The organism is Chryseobacterium tongliaonense (genome assembly GCF_041224435.1).
In the GTDB taxonomy this organism is placed as follows: Bacteria; Bacteroidota; Bacteroidia; order Flavobacteriales; family Weeksellaceae; genus Chryseobacterium; species Chryseobacterium tongliaoense.
In genome coordinates, this window is the sequence record NZ_JBGFFD010000003.1 from 154,976 (window position 1) to 172,148 (window position 17,173).

Annotated in this window: 16 protein-coding genes; 9 read left to right on the forward strand and 7 right to left on the reverse strand. The window is 36.7% G+C overall.

The window, feature by feature from the left end:
* The first annotated feature begins 29 nt into the window (after nt 1–29).
* The 4 genes from AB8P06_RS08185 (at nt 30) to AB8P06_RS08200 (ending at nt 5,088) form a co-directional block, all read left to right on the forward strand.
* Nucleotides 30–1,358, forward strand: coding sequence for a hypothetical protein (locus AB8P06_RS08185; RefSeq protein WP_369840349.1), 1,329 nt, complete (start codon nt 30–32; stop codon nt 1,356–1,358).
* Nucleotides 1,358–3,559, forward strand: a complete 2,202-nt coding sequence (locus tag AB8P06_RS08190; protein WP_369840351.1) for a peptidase domain-containing ABC transporter — start codon at nt 1,358–1,360, stop codon at nt 3,557–3,559. The genes AB8P06_RS08185 and AB8P06_RS08190 overlap by 1 nt, the downstream gene beginning before the upstream one ends.
* A gap of 84 nt (nt 3,560–3,643) precedes the next feature.
* On the forward strand, nt 3,644–4,819 hold the full coding sequence (locus AB8P06_RS08195; protein WP_369840353.1) for a thioredoxin family protein: 1,176 nt from the start codon (nt 3,644–3,646) through the stop codon (nt 4,817–4,819).
* A 62-nt stretch (nt 4,820–4,881) separates the two neighbouring features.
* On the forward strand, nt 4,882–5,088 hold the full coding sequence (locus AB8P06_RS08200) for a hypothetical protein (protein ID WP_369840355.1): 207 nt from the start codon (nt 4,882–4,884) through the stop codon (nt 5,086–5,088).
* Here AB8P06_RS08200 and AB8P06_RS08205 read toward each other — a convergent pair.
* A complete protein-coding gene (locus AB8P06_RS08205) occupies nt 5,085–6,281 on the reverse strand; it encodes an exo-beta-N-acetylmuramidase NamZ family protein (RefSeq protein ID WP_369840357.1) in 1,197 nt (398 codons plus the stop codon). The two genes, AB8P06_RS08200 and AB8P06_RS08205, sit on opposite strands and share 4 nt — an antisense overlap.
* Nucleotides 6,282–6,285: 4 nt before the next feature.
* On the opposite strand from AB8P06_RS08205, the gene AB8P06_RS08210 reads away from it, so the two are divergent.
* Nucleotides 6,286–7,515 carry an ABC transporter permease gene (locus tag AB8P06_RS08210; protein WP_369840359.1) on the forward strand — a complete coding sequence of 410 codons (1,230 nt, stop codon included), beginning with the start codon at nt 6,286–6,288 and terminating at the stop codon, nt 7,513–7,515.
* A gap of 237 nt (nt 7,516–7,752) precedes the next feature.
* Nucleotides 7,753–8,736, forward strand: a complete 984-nt coding sequence (locus tag AB8P06_RS08215; protein WP_369840361.1) for a PLP-dependent cysteine synthase family protein — start codon at nt 7,753–7,755, stop codon at nt 8,734–8,736.
* 215 nt (nt 8,737–8,951) lie between these two features.
* Here the strand turns inward: AB8P06_RS08215 and AB8P06_RS08220 are convergent, their stop codons facing one another.
* The 3 genes from AB8P06_RS08220 to AB8P06_RS08230 form a co-directional block, all read right to left on the reverse strand.
* Nucleotides 8,952–9,479, reverse strand: a complete 528-nt coding sequence (locus AB8P06_RS08220) for a hypothetical protein (protein WP_369840363.1) — start codon at nt 9,477–9,479, stop codon at nt 8,952–8,954.
* 114 nt (nt 9,480–9,593) lie between these two features.
* Nucleotides 9,594–9,896: a chaperone modulator CbpM gene (locus AB8P06_RS08225; protein ID WP_369840365.1), complete on the reverse strand. Its 303-nt coding sequence runs from the start codon at nt 9,894–9,896 to the stop codon at nt 9,594–9,596.
* Nucleotides 9,897–9,899: 3 nt separating this feature from the next.
* A complete protein-coding gene (locus AB8P06_RS08230; protein ID WP_369840367.1) occupies nt 9,900–10,808 on the reverse strand; it encodes a DnaJ C-terminal domain-containing protein in 909 nt (302 codons plus the stop codon).
* 94 nt (nt 10,809–10,902) lie between these two features.
* Here AB8P06_RS08230 and AB8P06_RS08235 point away from each other — a divergent pair, with 94 nt between their 5' ends.
* Both AB8P06_RS08235 and AB8P06_RS08240 read left to right on the forward strand, forming a co-directional pair.
* The gene (locus AB8P06_RS08235) at nt 10,903–12,102 is read left to right on the forward strand and encodes a dicarboxylate/amino acid:cation symporter (RefSeq protein ID WP_369840369.1); all 1,200 of its coding nucleotides are present in this window, start codon (nt 10,903–10,905) and stop codon (nt 12,100–12,102) included.
* A 27-nt stretch (nt 12,103–12,129) separates the two neighbouring features.
* Entirely contained in the window at nt 12,130–12,642 is a 513-nt protein-coding gene (locus tag AB8P06_RS08240; RefSeq protein WP_369840371.1) for a hypothetical protein, read from the forward strand.
* Between the two features lie 29 nt (nt 12,643–12,671).
* On the opposite strand, the gene AB8P06_RS08245 is transcribed toward AB8P06_RS08240, so the two are convergent.
* The 3 genes from AB8P06_RS08245 to AB8P06_RS08255 all read right to left on the reverse strand — a co-directional run bounded on the left by AB8P06_RS08245 (nt 12,672) and on the right by AB8P06_RS08255 (nt 16,061).
* A complete protein-coding gene (locus tag AB8P06_RS08245) occupies nt 12,672–13,055 on the reverse strand; it encodes a DUF779 domain-containing protein (RefSeq protein ID WP_369840373.1) in 384 nt (127 codons plus the stop codon).
* Nucleotides 13,056–13,270: 215 nt separating this feature from the next.
* Nucleotides 13,271–14,305 (reverse strand): alcohol dehydrogenase AdhP, encoded by a 1,035-nt coding sequence (gene adhP / locus AB8P06_RS08250; protein WP_369840375.1) that lies wholly within the window; start codon nt 14,303–14,305, stop codon nt 13,271–13,273.
* A 226-nt stretch (nt 14,306–14,531) separates the two neighbouring features.
* Entirely contained in the window at nt 14,532–16,061 is a 1,530-nt protein-coding gene (locus AB8P06_RS08255; protein ID WP_369840377.1) for an aldehyde dehydrogenase family protein, read from the reverse strand.
* 181 nt (nt 16,062–16,242) lie between these two features.
* Between AB8P06_RS08255 and AB8P06_RS08260 the strand changes: the two genes are divergently transcribed.
* Nucleotides 16,243–17,166, forward strand: coding sequence for an AraC family transcriptional regulator (locus AB8P06_RS08260; RefSeq protein WP_369840379.1), 924 nt, complete (start codon nt 16,243–16,245; stop codon nt 17,164–17,166).
* Nucleotides 17,167–17,173 lie beyond the last annotated feature (7 nt).

A 17,173-nucleotide genomic window follows, 5' to 3' on the forward strand; every position in this document is an offset into this window, starting at 1 on the left:
CCTTTTAAAAACTAAAAAAACCTTATAATATGAACACGAATTTTAACAAAGAATTTTGGGAGAGTTTTATTGCAACCAATAAAAATTTCACACAAACCTGTGTCATTAAAGATGTGATCTCTGAAGATCTGATCAAAAAATTAAAAGATGCAGTCGTGAACGGATTAATCAGCAGATTCAAAACAGTGGATCATGATGGTTTCAGGCTTTATTTTCCATCTCAGGGAAAAGGTAAAGAAAATTCCGACTTCATTGACGAATTATATAAAAACCCGCCTTTTGAAAATGAAGAAATTATAGAATATTGCAACCGGGTTTTTAAAGAAAAATTTGGTTTAATTGTCAATTTTCTCGAAAGACATTCTGATTTCATTTCTAAAGAATTAAGATTAATTACCGAACCATTACTGGAGATTATCGGTATTCCGGCAACCGGAGTAGACGTAACCGTATTTATAGGAAACTATGGGTGGACTCCTCTGGGAATCCATCAGGACCATAAAGGAGAAAACGTACTGCATTTTCATCTGGGTCCCGGCGAAAAAACCATGTACATCTGGGATCAGGAAAAATATAAGGATCTTACCGGCACAAAGCATAATAACTTTGATATAGAACCTTTACTGGAGCACGCTGAAAGATATGATTTCGGTGCTGGTGATCTGTTTTATATGCCATGGGATAAATTTCATATCGGTAAAAGCGATGATCTTTCCGTAGGCGTAACGTTCTGGTTTAATAATCCTTCAAAGATTAAATTTTTTGACAGGGTACTTAATACCTTCTACCGAGATTATATAGACATCAATAAAGATGTTATCGAGCCTCAGCATAATTACTTGGAAAATACTCAGACATTCGATGAGTTTCTTTCTCTTTTAAAACTGGATGAAGATCTGTTAAACGGTTCCACCAAATCATTTTTCAAACATCTTTATGATGAATACAAAAACAGTTTATTAAGCAATGCCGGTTGGCAAGCCCCTCCACAGGCCAGAGAAAAAGAAGATAAGTACGATATTGATAATTATGAATTCTTACTTGAAAAGGAGATCCATACCAGCGCGCCTTTTAAAATGATCTATAAAATAGACGAAGCCAAAGATACATTCTATCTTTTCGTAAGAGGTTCAAAAATAGAAATGAGATATCATCCTGAATTAAAAAATATTGTTGATCATCTTAATACCTATGAAAAATGGCAGGTTTCCGATCTATTAAAGAATCTTGAGGCTGAATGGCCTATAGAAGCCGGCCTTTATTTCCTTTCTATGATTTATGACAAAAAAGGAATTGAAATCGTAGGAGAAACCAAAACAGTGAAACAAACTGAGGATATATTACTAGAAGAAAAATAATGAAATTTATTCCTCAACATGATAAAATGGACTGTGGCCCGGCATGTTTAGCCATGATAACCGCTTATTATGGAAAAGCATATGGGCTGCAGTACTTACGTGACCATTGTTTTATTTCAAGAGAAGGAGTCTCCATTCTCAGTATGAATGACGCAGCATCCAAGCTCGGTTTTAAAACACTGGCAACACAATTAACTATTGAGGATTTAAAAGATGAGTTCCTGCCTTGTGTTTTACACTGGAACCAAAACCATTTCATCGTTCTCACCAAAATTTCCAAACCTTTTTTTTATAAAGAAAAAGTATATACCATTGCCGATCCCGCGCATGGAATTATAAAATTAACGGAAACGGAATTCAGAAAAGCATGGCTGAAAAACGCTGATAAAGGCGTAGCTCTCCTACTTGAACCTACAGAAAACTTTTTCCGGTCACCAAATATTCCTGATCAAAAAGTATCCCTGCAGTATATTTACAATTATCTCAGTCCACACAAAAAACAATTCCTCTGGCTGTCTTTTATTCTTTTATTAGGAACTCTCACAACACTTGCCTTTCCGATTCTGACCCAGAAACTGATTGATGACGGTGTCAATAAGAAAAACTTAAGCATCATCACTTACATACTTCTGGCCCAACTGGCTTTTTTCTTAGGAAACATCGTTCTTGGCGTATTCCGGAACTGGATCATGCTCAACGTAGGCAGCAGATTAAATATTAAGATCATTTCTGATTTTTTGAAAAAACTGATGAGTCTCCCCATTAAATTTTTTGACACAAAATTTATGGGAGATTTTAACCAAAGAATACAGGATCATGAAAGAATTGAACTTTTTCTAACTTCTCAAAGTCTGGCCACTCTTTTTTCCATGGTTACCTTTTCAGTATTTTTTATTGTACTTTGGACTTACGATTTTCGTATTCTGGCAACCTATTTTGTGCTTACTGTAATATCTATTGTCTGGTCGCTTTACTGGCTGAAAAAAATTAAAATATTAGATTATTTCCGTTTTCAGGAGAAAAGTGCCAACCAGGAATCTATTTATGAGATTATCAATGGGATTTCTGAAATGAAACTCAACCAGTTTGAAGACTACAAACGAAATGAATGGGAAGAAATTCAGCAAAAACTTTTTAAAGTCAATATCAGGATTTTAAAATTTGACCAGATTCAGCTTTCCGGATTTGAATTTATCAATCAGCTAAAGAATATCATCGTCACCTTTCTTGCCGCTTCCTTTGTGGTACAGGGACATATGACTTTAGGTGCTTTGCTGAGTGTATCCTATATTATCGGGCAGATGAATTCTCCCGTAAACCAATTGATCAGTTTTTTTAAATCATTACAGGATGCCCGACTGAGCTTATCCCGCTTAAATGAAGTTCAAAACCATCCTGAGGAAGAACAGGAAAGTCATCTTTCATTAATGAATGAAAAATACACCACCCAAAACGGTATTCAGAAAGGAATCTATTTTAAAAATGTATCATTCCAGTATGAAGGCCCGCAATCTCCCCATGTATTGAAAGACATCAATCTCTTCATTCCTGAAGGAAAGGTTACCGCTATTGTCGGGGCCAGCGGAAGCGGGAAAACCACCCTGATGAAATTATTACTGAGATTCTATGCTCCTACAGAAGGGGAAATCTATTTCAATCATGCCAATTTAAAAGAAATTTCACCAAAAGATTTACGAAAAAACTGTGGTGTCGTTATGCAGGACGGCTATATATTTTCAGATTCCATTGAAAGAAATATTGCAACAGGCGAAGAAATCCCTGATGATGATGTACTCAAAGAATCCTTACATATCGCCAACATCCAGTCATTTGTAGATGGCTTGCCTTTAGGTTTAAATACTAAAATCGGAGCTTCAGGAAACGGTATTTCCGGAGGACAGAAACAAAGAATACTGATTGCAAGAGCGGTGTATAAAGATCCTCATTTTATCTTCTTCGATGAAGCAACGTCTGCACTGGATGCTGAAAATGAAAAAATAATTCACGATAATTTACAGGGGTTCTTCAAAGGAAAAACCGTTGTGATCATTGCCCATCGCCTTTCTACCGTAAAAAATGCCGACCAGATCATTGTCCTTAAAAATGGGAAAATTGTAGAACAGGGAAATCATCAATCATTGGTTGAAAAAAAATCCGATTATTTTAATCTGGTTAAAAACCAGCTGGAACTTGGCGCATAAATTCCGCTAATCCAACTTAGTATTTTGCAACTTCACAAACTATATGTTTAAAAATACTTATCTTCGCCTACAAATTTTAATCGAATGAAGAAGATTATCTCCGGGTTATTTGTTTTTCTTACCATCATACTTTTCGCACAGGAATCTATTCAGTTTCAGGAGGTTCCTTTTAAAGATCTTATTACCAAAGCCAAAAAAGAAAATAAACTGGTTTTTATTGATGCTTACGCTTCATGGTGCGGACCATGCAAAATGATGGAGAAAAATGTATTTACAAAAAAATCTGTCGGAGATTACTACAATACCAATTTTGTGAATGCAAGATTTGATATGGAAAAAGGAGAAGGAAGAGAAATTGCTGCAAAATATGGCGTTCGCTCCTATCCTACTTACCTGTTTTTAAATGGTGACGGCGAGTTAATTTCCCAGAATATGGGCTATATGGAAGAAAGTATGTTCTTAGCCATGGCTCAGGACATCAATTCCCCCAATAATAAAAAGGGTTCTTTAAAAGACCGTTTTGCCAATGGCGAAAAAGATCCGGAATTTCTGATGAACATTATGAAATTAAACTCATCAACTGATTTTGATTTTGCAAAAAAAGCCTCTGAAAGATATTTTGAAAATAAAAAAACAACCGAAGAGCTTACCAGAGACGACATCGGATTTATGCTTTTCTTTTTAAAGTCGACAGAGGACCCGAACTATAAAGTTTTCACTTCCAGAAAAATAGAAATTATTAAATACCTTCCCGAAGAAACGTATAAGGAATTTGATAATCAACTCAAATTATCAAAAGTGGTAGAGCAATCCATTGATGACAAAAATAAAAGAATCAATGAAGAATACTTTATGAAAACGGCAGAGCCATTGGTGGGAAAATATGATGCGCAGATCAAGCTCAATCAGACTAAATTAAGCTATTACGAGCAAAATAATAATTTCCCTGAATACGAAAAAGCAGCTTTGGAATATTACAAAAATTCCGATTCATTTGAGCCGAACCAGCTTTTAAAAGCAGCATGGATATTTTCTGATCATGTAAAAACTCCTTCATCCCTGAAAAAAGCTCTTGAATGGGCTGAAAAATCTGTTATGAGAGGCGAAACATCGGAAAGCACTTACATTCTGGCTAAACTTTATTTTCTGACCGGAAATAAAGAAATGGCAAAAACCTACGCCGAAATGTCAAGAAATTTAGCAGTTCAGGCCAAAAAGGATTCTACCCTTGCTGAAGGTTTATTACAACAACTTAAATAGAAATTTATCTTTTATTCCTGAAAGCTTTTACAAGAGCAGGAGAAAAATTATAAATATTTACAATGAAATTATTCGGAAAAAACCACATCATCATTTCAGCCATCACTTTTGTGATCCTGTTTTTAATGAATTATATCGGAAATGATCTTCCAGACAAATTACAAAGAGCAATACTCACCGCTTTTGCAGGAGTGATCGGCTTATCAATCGGACTTTTTATTCTGAATAAAGGGAAGAACGATAATAACCCGCCTCAAAATTTCGATTAATCTTCGTAAACAATATACTTAGCTCTTATTTTTCCGAAATTCTCAAGATCTTTTTTCCAGGAAGCTTTAATTTCTGCGATTGATTTTTTAGCAATAATCTGTTTTCTGAATTCATCTGTTCCTGCTAAAGTATCAAACCATAAGTTTTTAAGAAAGAAATTGAGATCAGGGTTTTTATAATTGTTATAAGCCTTAATTACCCATTCAAGGTTGAGTTCACGCAAATCAGTCTTATAATCGGAAAGATTTTCACCGTAACACAATTTTCCATTTAAAAATGGATCTTTAGCCCCGAAATTAGGCCGTGGTGTAAACTGGTAGGGTAAATTTTTCGTCCATGGTGAACCGTATACCTGAAACGGAAGATCTGTTCCTCTACCTACAGAAACCTGGGTTCCTTCAAAAAAGCATAAGCTTGGATACAGATTAATGGCTTTATCGTTTGGAAGATTGGGTGAAGGTTTATCAGAGATAGGATAACGTTGTTTTTTGTGATAATTCTGCATCGGAATTAAGGTGTATTTAGCCTGTATACCATTCTTCAGCCATTTTTCACCGTTCACCATTTTACCGTATTCCCCGATCGTCAGTCCATATACTACAGGAACTTCATGCATCCCCACAAAGCTGGTCCATTTCTTTTTCAGGACAGGTCCGTCTGTGTAGCCGTCGTGCGGATTCGGGCGATCCAAAACCATGATTTCCACATTATTTTCAGCTCCGGATTCCATTAAATAAGTCAGTGTAGAAATATACGTATAGAACCTCACTCCAACATCCTGGATATCAAAAACAACAATATCAATTCCTTTTAATTGTTCAGGTTTAGGCTTTTTATTATTCCCATATAATGAGATGATAGAAATTCCTGTTTTTGCATCTACTCCGTTCTTTACTGTTTCCCCGGCATCGGCATTTCCACGGAAACCATGTTCGGGAGCAAAGATTGCTTTTATTTTAATTCCTTTTTTCACTAAAAAATCCACCAGGTGAGTCCTGTCCTGCATCAATCCTGTTTGATTGGTCACAATACCGATGGTTTTATTTTTTAATAAGGGTAAATAGAGGTCTGGGCGGTCTGCACCGGTCCTAAAAGCCTCCTGAGGTTGAGTCTGAGAATAATATTGATTGAATACTCCTAAAAAAATTAGGCAAATCAGAAGTAAATTTTTAATTTTGAAATCTAAATTCATAAGCTTGAACTTTCCTTTATATTTCTCTAGAAAAATAGCGTTTTCCAAAGATAACAAAAATAATCTTTCAAGGGTTATCATCTTCATAGGCAGGCTTTCCGTGGCGTTAGGAATCATTGTTTCACTCATTACGGTTTCTACAGGTTTCGGTTCCAAGAAGGCTATTAAAGAAAGACTGGCAGATTTCAGCGGGCATATTACGGTAAGGTCTACAAGATCAAACTCATCTTACAATACCTCTGTGCTCGATAAGCAGGGCCTGAATATTCAAAAAATAAAAGAAATTCCTGATGTGGAGAATGTTCAAAAGTACGCAAGCGTTACAGGAATCATGCGTAATGAACATAATTTCGCCGGAATTATCTTCAAAGGTGTTGGAAAAGATTTTGACAGCCTGCGGTTTAAAAAGTTTCTTGTTGCCGGTACAACCCCAAAAGTATCAGAAGTAGGATTCAACAACGGTGTGGTTATTTCCCAGAAAATAGCAAAAGATCTTCATTTAAATTTAAAAGACAGTATTGTTACCATATTTTCAAAAGCTGATCAGAAACCTATATACAGAAATTTTGAGGTGGTCGGGATTTACAGAACAGATATTAAAATGATTGATGAACAGTTTGTAATCGGTGGCATTAATCACGTGAGAAAAATTCAGGATATGAAGCCTGATGAAGTAGGCGGAATTGATATTTTCTTTAAAAATGTAAATGACATTGATAAAGACTTCCCGGAAATTGAAAAAAATATCGGTTATAAAAATTATGCAGAAAAAGCAACAGAAAAATATCCGCAGATTAATGACTGGATAAGTATTTTCGACACCAATATTGCATTAATTATCATTATTATGCTGATCGTGGTTGTCATTAATATCATCATGGTTTTATTGATTCTTATTATTGAAAGAACCAACTCCATCGGGCTATTAAAAACCCTGGGAGCCAGCAATGCACAGATCAGGGCAACCTTTATCAACTATACTTTGATCATTATGATTCCAGGGCTTTTATATGGAAATTTTATAGGACTTGGACTTATTTTATTACAAAAGTTCTTCGGAATTATAAAACTGAATCCGGAAAACTATTATGTCAGCACAGTTCCGGTAGATTTAAATCCTGTTGCCATTATTTCAATTTCTTTAGGTATTTTACTTATCTCTGCATTGGCTTTGATCATTCCTAGCTACCTTATCAGTAAAATTTCTCCGGTAAAAGCTATTAAGTATAATTAATTCTCTTTTACTGCTACCAGAGCTTTATAAAGGATTTGATTAAAGAATATTTAATTTGTCATTGCGAGGAACGAAGTGACGAAGCAATCTCAACAGGTTTTAATAATGTCTGTTTTTTTGCATCCTGGAATTATAATTCACATTATTAATCTTTAATCCAATCTTAACGTAAATTATACCACCGCTATCCGGTAAATAATTTTAAAGCCGTATCTTTGCAGCGCTTATAAAACATTTATGAAATACGCAAAAAATATTCTTGAAACCATCGGAAATACACCATTAGTAAAGCTTAATAAAGTTTTAGGAGAAGATTTCCCGGCATTGGTTTTAGCAAAAGTAGAGACTTTCAATCCCGGAAATTCCGTAAAGGACAGAATGGCTCTTAAAATGATTGAAGATGCTGAAAAAGACGGCAGATTAAAACCCGGAGGAACTATTATTGAAGGTACTTCCGGAAATACAGGAATGGGATTGGCTCTTGCAGCGATCATCAAAGGCTACAAATGTATTTTTGTGACCAATTCAAAACAGTCTAAAGAAAAATGTGATATCCTTCGTGCAGTAGGTGCTGAAGTAATTGTATGCCCTACAGATGTAAAACCTACCGACCCGCGTTCTTATTATTCAGTTTCCAAAAGGCTGGCTAAAGAAACGGAAAACGGATGGTACGTTAACCAATATGATAATTTATCCAACAGGGCGGCTCATTATGAGTCTACTGCGCCGGAAATCTGGGAACAGACTGAAGGAAAATTAACGCACTTCGTTGTAGGTGCCGGAACAGGAGGTACCATTACAGGCTGCGGAACTTTCTTTAAAGAGAAAAATCCGGAGATTAAAGTAATTGGTGTTGACACTTATGGTTCTATTTTAAAAGAATTCCATGAAACAGGTGAGCTTCACTACGATCATGCCTATACTTATATCACAGAAGGGATCGGGGAAGATATCATTCCTGAAAACTATGATATGTCAGTGATTGATCATTTTGAAAAGGTAACGGATAAAGACGGTGCGATCTATGCCAGAAAACTGGCTAAAGAGGAAGGAATTTTCTGTGGCTATTCCGCAGGAAGTGCGATTGCTTCTTTAATCCAGATGAAAGACCAGTTTACAAAAGATGATGTAATTGTTGTATTGCTGCATGATCACGGTTCAAGATATGTAGGCAAGATCTATAATGACGAATGGATGAAGGAAATGGGTTGGCTGGAATAATTTAAAGCTGAAAATGCGGAGGGAGGTGAAATGGCAAAAGAGCGAAAAGGCAAAAGGCGAATAGGTTAATTTGCAAATTAGCTTTTTACATAATAAAAAAATCAGAGTATTGCTGCTCTGATTTTTTTATTTATTGCTAAAGATTTTATTGGATAAGAAACCCGTCTATTCACCATTAGCTTCTTTGCCTTTTCGCTTTTTTGCCATTTCGCCTATTAACTTTTTATATTTTTCTTTACAGCCTGTTTAAGCACATCATAATCTCCCCTACTCATCGATTTCTTCGGAAACATATAATTATATTTTCCTTCCAGAGAAATAAATTTTTCATTGATATCAAATCTTTCAAAATCTTTCCACAGGCTCAATTCTTCCTGATTATTGAGATTCACATTAAAAGATTCATCATTAAAGCTGATCTCATAGATTTCAGAGGTTTCAAGTGATTTTAAATACCGGTTGACTTCCTTTTTCCATCTTGAAACTTTATTGATGCTTACAGAAAGATAAACGGCACAAAGAAGGAAAATAAAGCTTATAAAATATAAAATCCCGAAATTTTCTCCACTCAGGCTGTCTTTCATACAAAATGTGATGGACAAAGCCAATCCTACAATAATCGTTGAAATAGTTTTCCCTTTGGTAGTGGGTAAAAAAAATAAACTTCCCTGGTTTCCACTGAAATAAATTTCCTCGAAATCTTTTCTGTTTACATTTAACCTGATCACTTTTTCTCCGTTCATTTCTTAGAATATTTAGCTGTCTTAAAAGGTTACAAAGCTAAATGAAATAGTCTGAATCCGGAAAAATATTTTAGCTAAGAGATAATCTTTAAATTTCCTCGATCATTAATACCATCATCCCTCTTCATATTTGTCACTTATTGCGGAAAGTTTGTGCATCAGCTCACGGTTTTTCTGTTTTAAATCATCCATTTTCCGAAGCATATCATGAATAACTTCCAGGCCGGGTAAATTAATTTCCAGATCATAATGCCAGTTGGCAAATCTTTCAAAGGCAGGCAGGTCATCATACAGCAGGTACCGGATTTCATTCTCCGTCTGTACGCTTAAAAGGCCGTATTCTACCAGCTCATCAAAAAATGTAATTTCGATATTGTATATTTTTACGAGTTCTTCCCGCGATATTCTTTCACTCATGGCTTAGGAATTTTTTAATTGTTCAAAAAGTTCTTTCTGCTTTTCAGTAAGATTTGTAGGCATTTTCACTTCATAGGTCACAAACAGGTCTCCGAACTGGCCTTCTTTTTTGTATACCGGAAAACCTTTTCCTTTCAGTCTCACCGTCAATCCGTTCTGGGTTTCCGGTTTTACTTTCAGATTCACACTTCCATCCAGGGTATTTACTTTTACATCGCCCCCTAAGACTGCTGTGTAAAGATCAACTGTAACTTTTGTTTTAAGATCATCACCAATTCTTTCAAAATCCGGATCCGGCGGAATGGTAAACGTGATATATAAATCTCCGGCCGGGCCTCCATTTACGCCGGGATTCCCGTGTCCTTTCAGTTTAATCTGCTGACCGTCATAAACACCTGCAGGAATTGTAATTCTTACTTTTTTCCCATTAATATCAAAAGTCTGTGGATGTGTTTTCGCTGCATCCTTTAAGTTTAAATTCAGCTCGGCCTGAATATCCTGTCCTTTGAATTTCCCTGAAGCACTTCCGCGTGAGCTTCTTCCGAAACCTCCTGCTCCACCGAACATACTCTGGAAAAAGTCTGAAAAATCTTCGCCTTCTCCGAAATCTGCCCCGGAAAATCCGCCACCGTAATTCTGGTTTTGATATTGTCGTTGCTGTTGTTGAGCTTTTTCGTATTCTTCACTATGCTTCCAGTTTTCTCCGTATTTGTCATACTTCGCACGGTTTTCCGGGTTACTGAGCACTTCATTCGCCTCATTCAGCTCTTTGAATTGCTTTTCAGCTTCCTTATCGTCCGGATTAAGGTCCGGATGCAGTTTTCTGGCCAGTTTCCGGTAAGCTTTTTTGATATCATCCTGCGTTGCATTTTTACTGACACCTAAAATTTTATAGTAATCTATATAAGCCATAAAGACGATTGTTTACTCAAATTTAAAAAATTTACCTCTGAAATTGATACAACAGAATGTTAAAAATAAACCTATCTTTGATAAAAAGCACCGCATGAAAGAGGTTTTTAAAAACTACTCCGGAATTATACTTTTACTTTTAGGGATTACCATTGGAAGCATTATCGGAATTACAGCTCCCGGTTTTGTAGATTACATCAAACCATTAGGTGATATTTTTCTCAATCTGCTTTTTGTCAGTGTAGTTCCATTGGTATTTTTTGCCGTTTCCAATTCAATTGCCTCCCTTGAACAGCAGTCGAAGTTTGGTAAAATCATTTTTGTAATGTCTTTTACTTTTCTTTTTTTTATTTTGACAGCTGCCATTTTTACGATTTGTGCGGTTTATCTGTTCCCGGTTTCCACGATCTCAGGAAGTGGCGAGATTATCAATGAAGCGGCATCTGAAGATACCTGGGGTAACAGGATTGTCAGTTTTTTCACTGTTGGGGAATTCACGGAGCTTTTTTCAAGAAAAAACATGCTTGCTCTTTTAATTTTTGCTTTTTTAACGGGTTTTGCAGCCAGAAAATCAGGAGAAAAAGGGCAACCGTTCAGAATATTTATCGCTTCAGGTTATGAAGTGATGAAAGAATTGCTGTTATTAATTATGAAACTGGCTCCAATCGGTCTGGGAGCTTATTTTGCTTATCAGGTAGCCACACTGGGACCGCAGCTTTTCGGATTTTATGCAAAGCCATTGGGTCTTTATTATATTGCAGGAATCATTTATTTCCTTGTATTTTTTTCGATCTATGCTTTTATGGCCAACGGACAGAAAGGTGTTAAAAGTTTCTGGACCAATGCGATTTATCCCACTCTTACGGCTTTAAGTACCTGCAGCAGCTTTGCAACCATGCCAGCCAATTTACAGGCAGCTTCAAAAATAGGCATCCCGAATTCTATTGCAAATCTTGTAATCCCAATCGGAACTACTCTCCATAAAAACGGTTCTTCAATGTCTTCGATCATTAAGATTTATGTCGCTTTTTTAATTATCGGAAGAGATTTTTTTGATCCTTCCAATCTTTTGCTCGCTTTGGGAATAACCGTTTTTGTAAGTATTGTAGCCGGAGGGATTCCGAACGGAGGCTATATTGGTGAGATGCTGATGATTTCCGTATACAAATTACCTCAGGAAGCCATTCCGGCCGTAATGATCATCGGGACATTGGTTGATCCTTTGGCAACGGTTTTGAATGCTGTAGGTGATATTGTGGCTGCAATGTTTGTCAACCGGTTTGTAAAAGTTTGATTATAGTTTAATATTTTTATTTACAAAATGAATTCATTTTTAAAAAGTATTGGGCTATGTGAAAGTTGCAGAATTGAGGTCGATATAAACAGGTCTGAACTGATTCAAAGGCTATGGAAAATCACTTATAAAACCAACACCACTTTTATATCACTGGAAAAAGATTCTGCAATTCCTACAAGATTTGAATATAGAGGAATGATTAAAGAAAACAGTTTTATTATTAAAAGAAGAACGAGATTATTTGACATCAATATGAATAATTCTGTATTTCATGGACATATTTCAGATGAAAATGGTAAATCATCTATCTCCGTAGAAGTTCGCCCATCCGAATTTCAGATTTTCAACCGAATTGTCATCCTATGTTTTTGCTTAGTAGTAGTTTTTGCCAATATAGAGGAAGACAAACAGGATTTTATGTTTGTAGCAATAGCCTCAATAATAGCTTTTAGCCAATATTTTATTTTAAAAAGAGGAGTTTCAAGAGGAAAATATGAATTTGAAAGAGAACTTGTTTATATTGTTCAAAAACCATAATAGTCTCAATAAATATTATATTGAAGTTTTTATTCACTGCGTTTTATGGCTTCAAGGTTTTCATATTCTTCGGGAGTGAAAAGCCTGTAATGAATTTTAAATGTTTTTCCTAAGGGGGTTTCCAGAGAAAAGCCTCCCGGTCCGAAGCCATCTGTAACATCTAATGTAAAATGGGAGTATTTCCAGTATTCGAAAAGGTCGCGGTCAATCCAGAATTCATGGCCATTGATAGTTCCGATCATCGCATCATTCATTCTCGGAAAAAAACCTCCTTTTTCAAAACATTGGGGCTGTGTTCCTTCGCAACATCCTCCAGCCTGATAAAACATAAGATCGCCATATTTTTTTTCCAGCTCCCAAATGACTTCCAGTGCTTTTTCCGTTGCAGACAATCTTGATATTTTAGGTTCCATTTTTTAAATTTTTTAATGAATTTGATTAACAGCAAAGGCATTGCTTTTTTCTTTCAACACCTGCAACCAAGAATTTTAATGCTAAGATTAAAATAAATTACGTTTGAATTTCAAACAGTCTTGGGTTTCAAAATTTTTATAGTTCATTTCACTCTATAAAGTTAAAAAGAGCCCGGCAAAAATAATCTGCCGAACCCACAAAAAACTCTGAAAAATTAATTTGAGCCGGCAATATCGAGAACGATCCTGCCGTCAATCTGTCCTTTTTTCATTTTATCAAAAACATCATTGATATCTTCAAGCTTTGCTGCAGTTACCGTTGCTTTCACTAAGCCTTCATTGGCAAAATCCAATGCTTCCTGAAGATCTTTTCTTGTTCCTACAATAGATCCTCTCACGGTAATCCTTTTTAAAACCGTTTCAAAAATAGGCAGCTCAAACGAGCCGGGAGGCAACCCATTTAATGCAATCGTTCCTTTTCTTCTTAAGACGTCAATTCCCTGTTTGAAAGCAATCGGAGAAACTGCCGTAATTAATGCACCATGCATCCCCCCAACTTCTTTATGTAAATATTCTCCCGGATCGGTATTCTTTGCATTGACTACCAGATCTGCACCCAATTTTTTCGCCAATTCAAGCTTATCATCGGCTACATCAATGGCTGCCACATGCATTCCCATTGCTTTGGCGTACTGAACGGCAACATGCCCCAATCCGCCAATTCCTGAAATGGCAACCCATTCACCGGGCTTTGTTTCGGTTTCTTTTAAGCCTTTATATACGGTGACCCCTGCACATAGAATCGGTGCTATTTCCAGAAAATTGACATCAGATTTCAGATGCCCCACATATCTTGAATCGGCAATAACATATTCTGCAAAACCTCCGTCAACACTATAACCACCGTTTTTCTGGGCTTCACAAAGGGTTTCCCAGCCGGTAATGCAGTAATCACAGCATCCGCAGGCACTGTATAACCATGGAACTCCTACCGCATCTCCTTCTTTTACCTGAGCTTCAGGACCACAGGCCACTACTATTCCTACTCCTTCATGTCCAGGGATAAGAGGCATTTTCGGTTTTGCCGGCCAGTCTCCATCTACGGCATGTAAGTCTGTATGACATACTCCACAAGCTATTACTTTTACAAGCACTTCATATCTTCCGGGTTCTCTTACGGGAACTTCTTCAATTTTCAGGGACTGTCCGTAACCTTGAACTACAGCAGCTTTCATCGTTTTTGGAATCATATTTTATTTTTGAGTTAGTTTTTAATTTTCGGTAAAAAGATTTCTGCTCATCCGGAACAGTTCGGATAAGACACTCTAAGTATCGCGTGAGGGATAGGAAGGGCGGCGAGGAACGAGCCGGTGCTGAATGAAATGAAGCACCGAAACGAAGTGGAGCCCTGAATAGCCCGACCGTTTTACCCCGTTGCTAAAACGGGGTAAACGGGCACGCCCTAATATTTAAAAATTAAAAGAAACCTAATTTGTTTTTGTTGTATGAAATCAGCATGTTTTTAGTCTGACGGTAATGATCTAACATCATTTTATGGTTTTCTCTACCGATTCCCGACTGCTTGTAACCACCAAAAGGCGCTCCTGCAGGATAAGAGTGATACTGGTTTACCCAAACTCTACCTGCCTGAATCTGACGCGGAACATTATACAACTGATGGGCATCTCTCGTCCACACTCCGGCTCCAAGCCCATAAATGGTATCGTTGGCGATTTTAATTCCTTCTTCCTCATCTTTAAACGTAGTAAAAGCCAAAACCGGCCCGAAAATTTCTTCCTGGAAAATTCTCATCCTGTTGTTTCCTTTAAAAATAGTAGGCTGAATGTAATATCCGCTTTCAAGGCCTTCTCCAACATTGTTTATATCTCCGCCTACAAGAACTTCCGCTCCTTCTTCTTTTCCTAATTTGATATAAGAAAGAATTTTATCTTTTTGAATCTGTGAAGCCTGAGCTCCCATCATCACGGTTTTATCCAAAGGATTTCCTACTTTGATCGCTTTTACTCTTTCAATCACTTTGGCAATGAACGCATCCGCAATATCTTCCTGAACCAACAGCCTTGACGGACAGGTGCAAATTTCACCCTGATTCAGAGCAAAAAGTACAGCTCCTTCTATTGCCTTATCCAGAAATTCATCATCTGCATCCATTACTGAACTGAAGAAAACGTTTGGAGATTTCCCACCCAATTCTAATGTAACCGGGATAATATTTTCAGTGGCATACTGCATTACCAGACGTCCTGTAGCCGTAGAGCCGGTAAATGCCGCTTTTGAAACTTTGGGATTGGTCACTAAAGCCCTTCCAAGCTCGGCACCAAAACCATTGACGATATTTACTACTCCTTCAGGCAGAAGATCTCCGATAATTTCCATTAATACCATGATAGAAATCGGTGTGCTTTCTGCAGGTTTCAAAACAACGCAATTTCCTGCCGCCAATGCCGGAGCCAGCTTCCAGACAGCCATTAAAATAGGGAAATTCCAGGGGATAATCTGGGCAATAACGCCAAGCGGCTCATGAACGATAAGGGAAACCGTATCTTTATCCAGCTCATTATGAGAGCCTTCTTCTGCTCGGATGACGGAAGCAAAATATCTGAAATGATCGATTGCCAGTGGTAAATCTGCGGCCAAAGTTTCTCTGACTGCTTTACCGTTATCGATGGTTTCCACTGTTGCAAGGTATTCCAGGTTTTGTTCTATCCTGTCTGCAATTTTATTTAAAATGATGCTCCTTTCCGTAGACGAGGTGTTTTTCCAGGTCTGAAATGCTTTTTCTGCTGCATTTACAGCGAGCTCTAAATCTTCTTTAGAGGAATGGGCAGCCTGAGTGAATTTTTTTCCGTCAACCGGGGAAACCACGTCAAAATACTGTCCATTAACCGGTGCTGTAAATTGTCCGTTAATATAATTATCATATTGGCTTTTGAATTCAGGCCATTGTAAAAGGGTCTCTGATTTTTGTTCTGTAATAGTGCTCATATTAGTGTAATTTTAATTTTTCTGTCAAGCCAAATTACACCGCACTGCATCAAAAGGTATAGCACAATCCTATAAAAAAGCTGCACAATAGTGCAGACGATTAATTTTATAATTTTATTAACAGCTGTATGGTTTTAAAATTTCTATATTTGAGATAAGAGGCAACAAAAAATGTTTAGAAATGAACGATAATAAATTTTTATTAAATACTCCTAAATTAAAAAAGGAAAACCAGCTTTTGAGCCTAATTGAAAATCAGACGAAATTCAATCTAAACAATTGTGAATTCAGCATTTATGAAACGCATAAGGCAGCTTTCGACGTAAAATTACATTTTGAAAGTATTGCATTTACAGCGATGCTCAGAGGAAAGAAACACATGAAGCTGGAAAATAAAACCAATTACTTCGATTATTTCCCCGGAGAAAGTGTTTTAGTGGCTCCCGGAGAAACGATGGTAATTGATTTTCCTGAAGCCGATGAAACTCCAACACAATGTATTTCTTTAAGCCTTAATTCGGATTTTATAGAAAATTCTTTAAATCATTTAAATTATCACCTCCCGAAAGTTGATGAAACCTCACAATGGAATATTCAACTGGATGAATATTATCTTTTTAACAATCAATCTCTTGCTTCGGCTACCAACAATATCATGAGAATCGCCATGGATGATAATTCCCAGAAAGATATTATGGCTGATTTTGCTTTGAAAGAACTTCTGATACGACTTATGCAAACCCAGGCAAGAAGCATGGTTGAAAAAAATATCGCCAAAAATAAATCGAGGATAGGTTTTGCCGTAGATTATATCAGGAAAAATATTCATCAGAAATTATCGATTGACAGCATTGCCAAACTGGCTTATGTAAGCAAGTCAAATTTCTTTAAAATGTTTAAAGATGAGCTTGGAACTTCTCCCAACGAGTTTATTCTTCAGGAGAGGATCAATAGAGCCAAGGAATTACTGGCCGGCCAAAACAGCATAAAAGAAACCGCTTACCAGACCGGTTTTTCGGATACCAATTATTTTACAAGGGTATTTAAACAGCTGGTAGGTGTTACGCCTAAAAATTATCAGAACGGATTGGGAATTTTTGAATAAAAAAAGC

Coding starts and splice junctions, on each gene's coding strand:
- AB8P06_RS08195 (WP_369840353.1), top strand. CDS start 3,644: ATGAAGAAGATTATCTCCGGGTTATTTGTTTTTCTTACCATCATACTT.
- AB8P06_RS08220 (WP_369840363.1), bottom strand. CDS start 9,479: ATGAACGGAGAAAAAGTGATCAGGTTAAATGTAAACAGAAAAGATTTC.
- AB8P06_RS08185 (WP_369840349.1), top strand. CDS start 30: ATGAACACGAATTTTAACAAAGAATTTTGGGAGAGTTTTATTGCAACC.
- adhP (WP_369840375.1), bottom strand. CDS start 14,305: ATGATTCCAAAAACGATGAAAGCTGCTGTAGTTCAAGGTTACGGACAG.
- AB8P06_RS08200 (WP_369840355.1), top strand. CDS start 4,882: ATGAAATTATTCGGAAAAAACCACATCATCATTTCAGCCATCACTTTT.
- AB8P06_RS08230 (WP_369840367.1), bottom strand. CDS start 10,808: ATGGCTTATATAGATTACTATAAAATTTTAGGTGTCAGTAAAAATGCA.
- AB8P06_RS08255 (WP_369840377.1), bottom strand. CDS start 16,061: ATGAGCACTATTACAGAACAAAAATCAGAGACCCTTTTACAATGGCCT.
- AB8P06_RS08245 (WP_369840373.1), bottom strand. CDS start 13,055: ATGGAACCTAAAATATCAAGATTGTCTGCAACGGAAAAAGCACTGGAA.
- AB8P06_RS08205 (WP_369840357.1), bottom strand. CDS start 6,281: ATGAATTTAGATTTCAAAATTAAAAATTTACTTCTGATTTGCCTAATT.
- AB8P06_RS08215 (WP_369840361.1), top strand. CDS start 7,753: ATGAAATACGCAAAAAATATTCTTGAAACCATCGGAAATACACCATTA.
- AB8P06_RS08225 (WP_369840365.1), bottom strand. CDS start 9,896: ATGAGTGAAAGAATATCGCGGGAAGAACTCGTAAAAATATACAATATC.
- AB8P06_RS08235 (WP_369840369.1), top strand. CDS start 10,903: ATGAAAGAGGTTTTTAAAAACTACTCCGGAATTATACTTTTACTTTTA.
- AB8P06_RS08190 (WP_369840351.1), top strand. CDS start 1,358: ATGAAATTTATTCCTCAACATGATAAAATGGACTGTGGCCCGGCATGT.
- AB8P06_RS08260 (WP_369840379.1), top strand. CDS start 16,243: ATGAACGATAATAAATTTTTATTAAATACTCCTAAATTAAAAAAGGAA.
- AB8P06_RS08240 (WP_369840371.1), top strand. CDS start 12,130: ATGAATTCATTTTTAAAAAGTATTGGGCTATGTGAAAGTTGCAGAATT.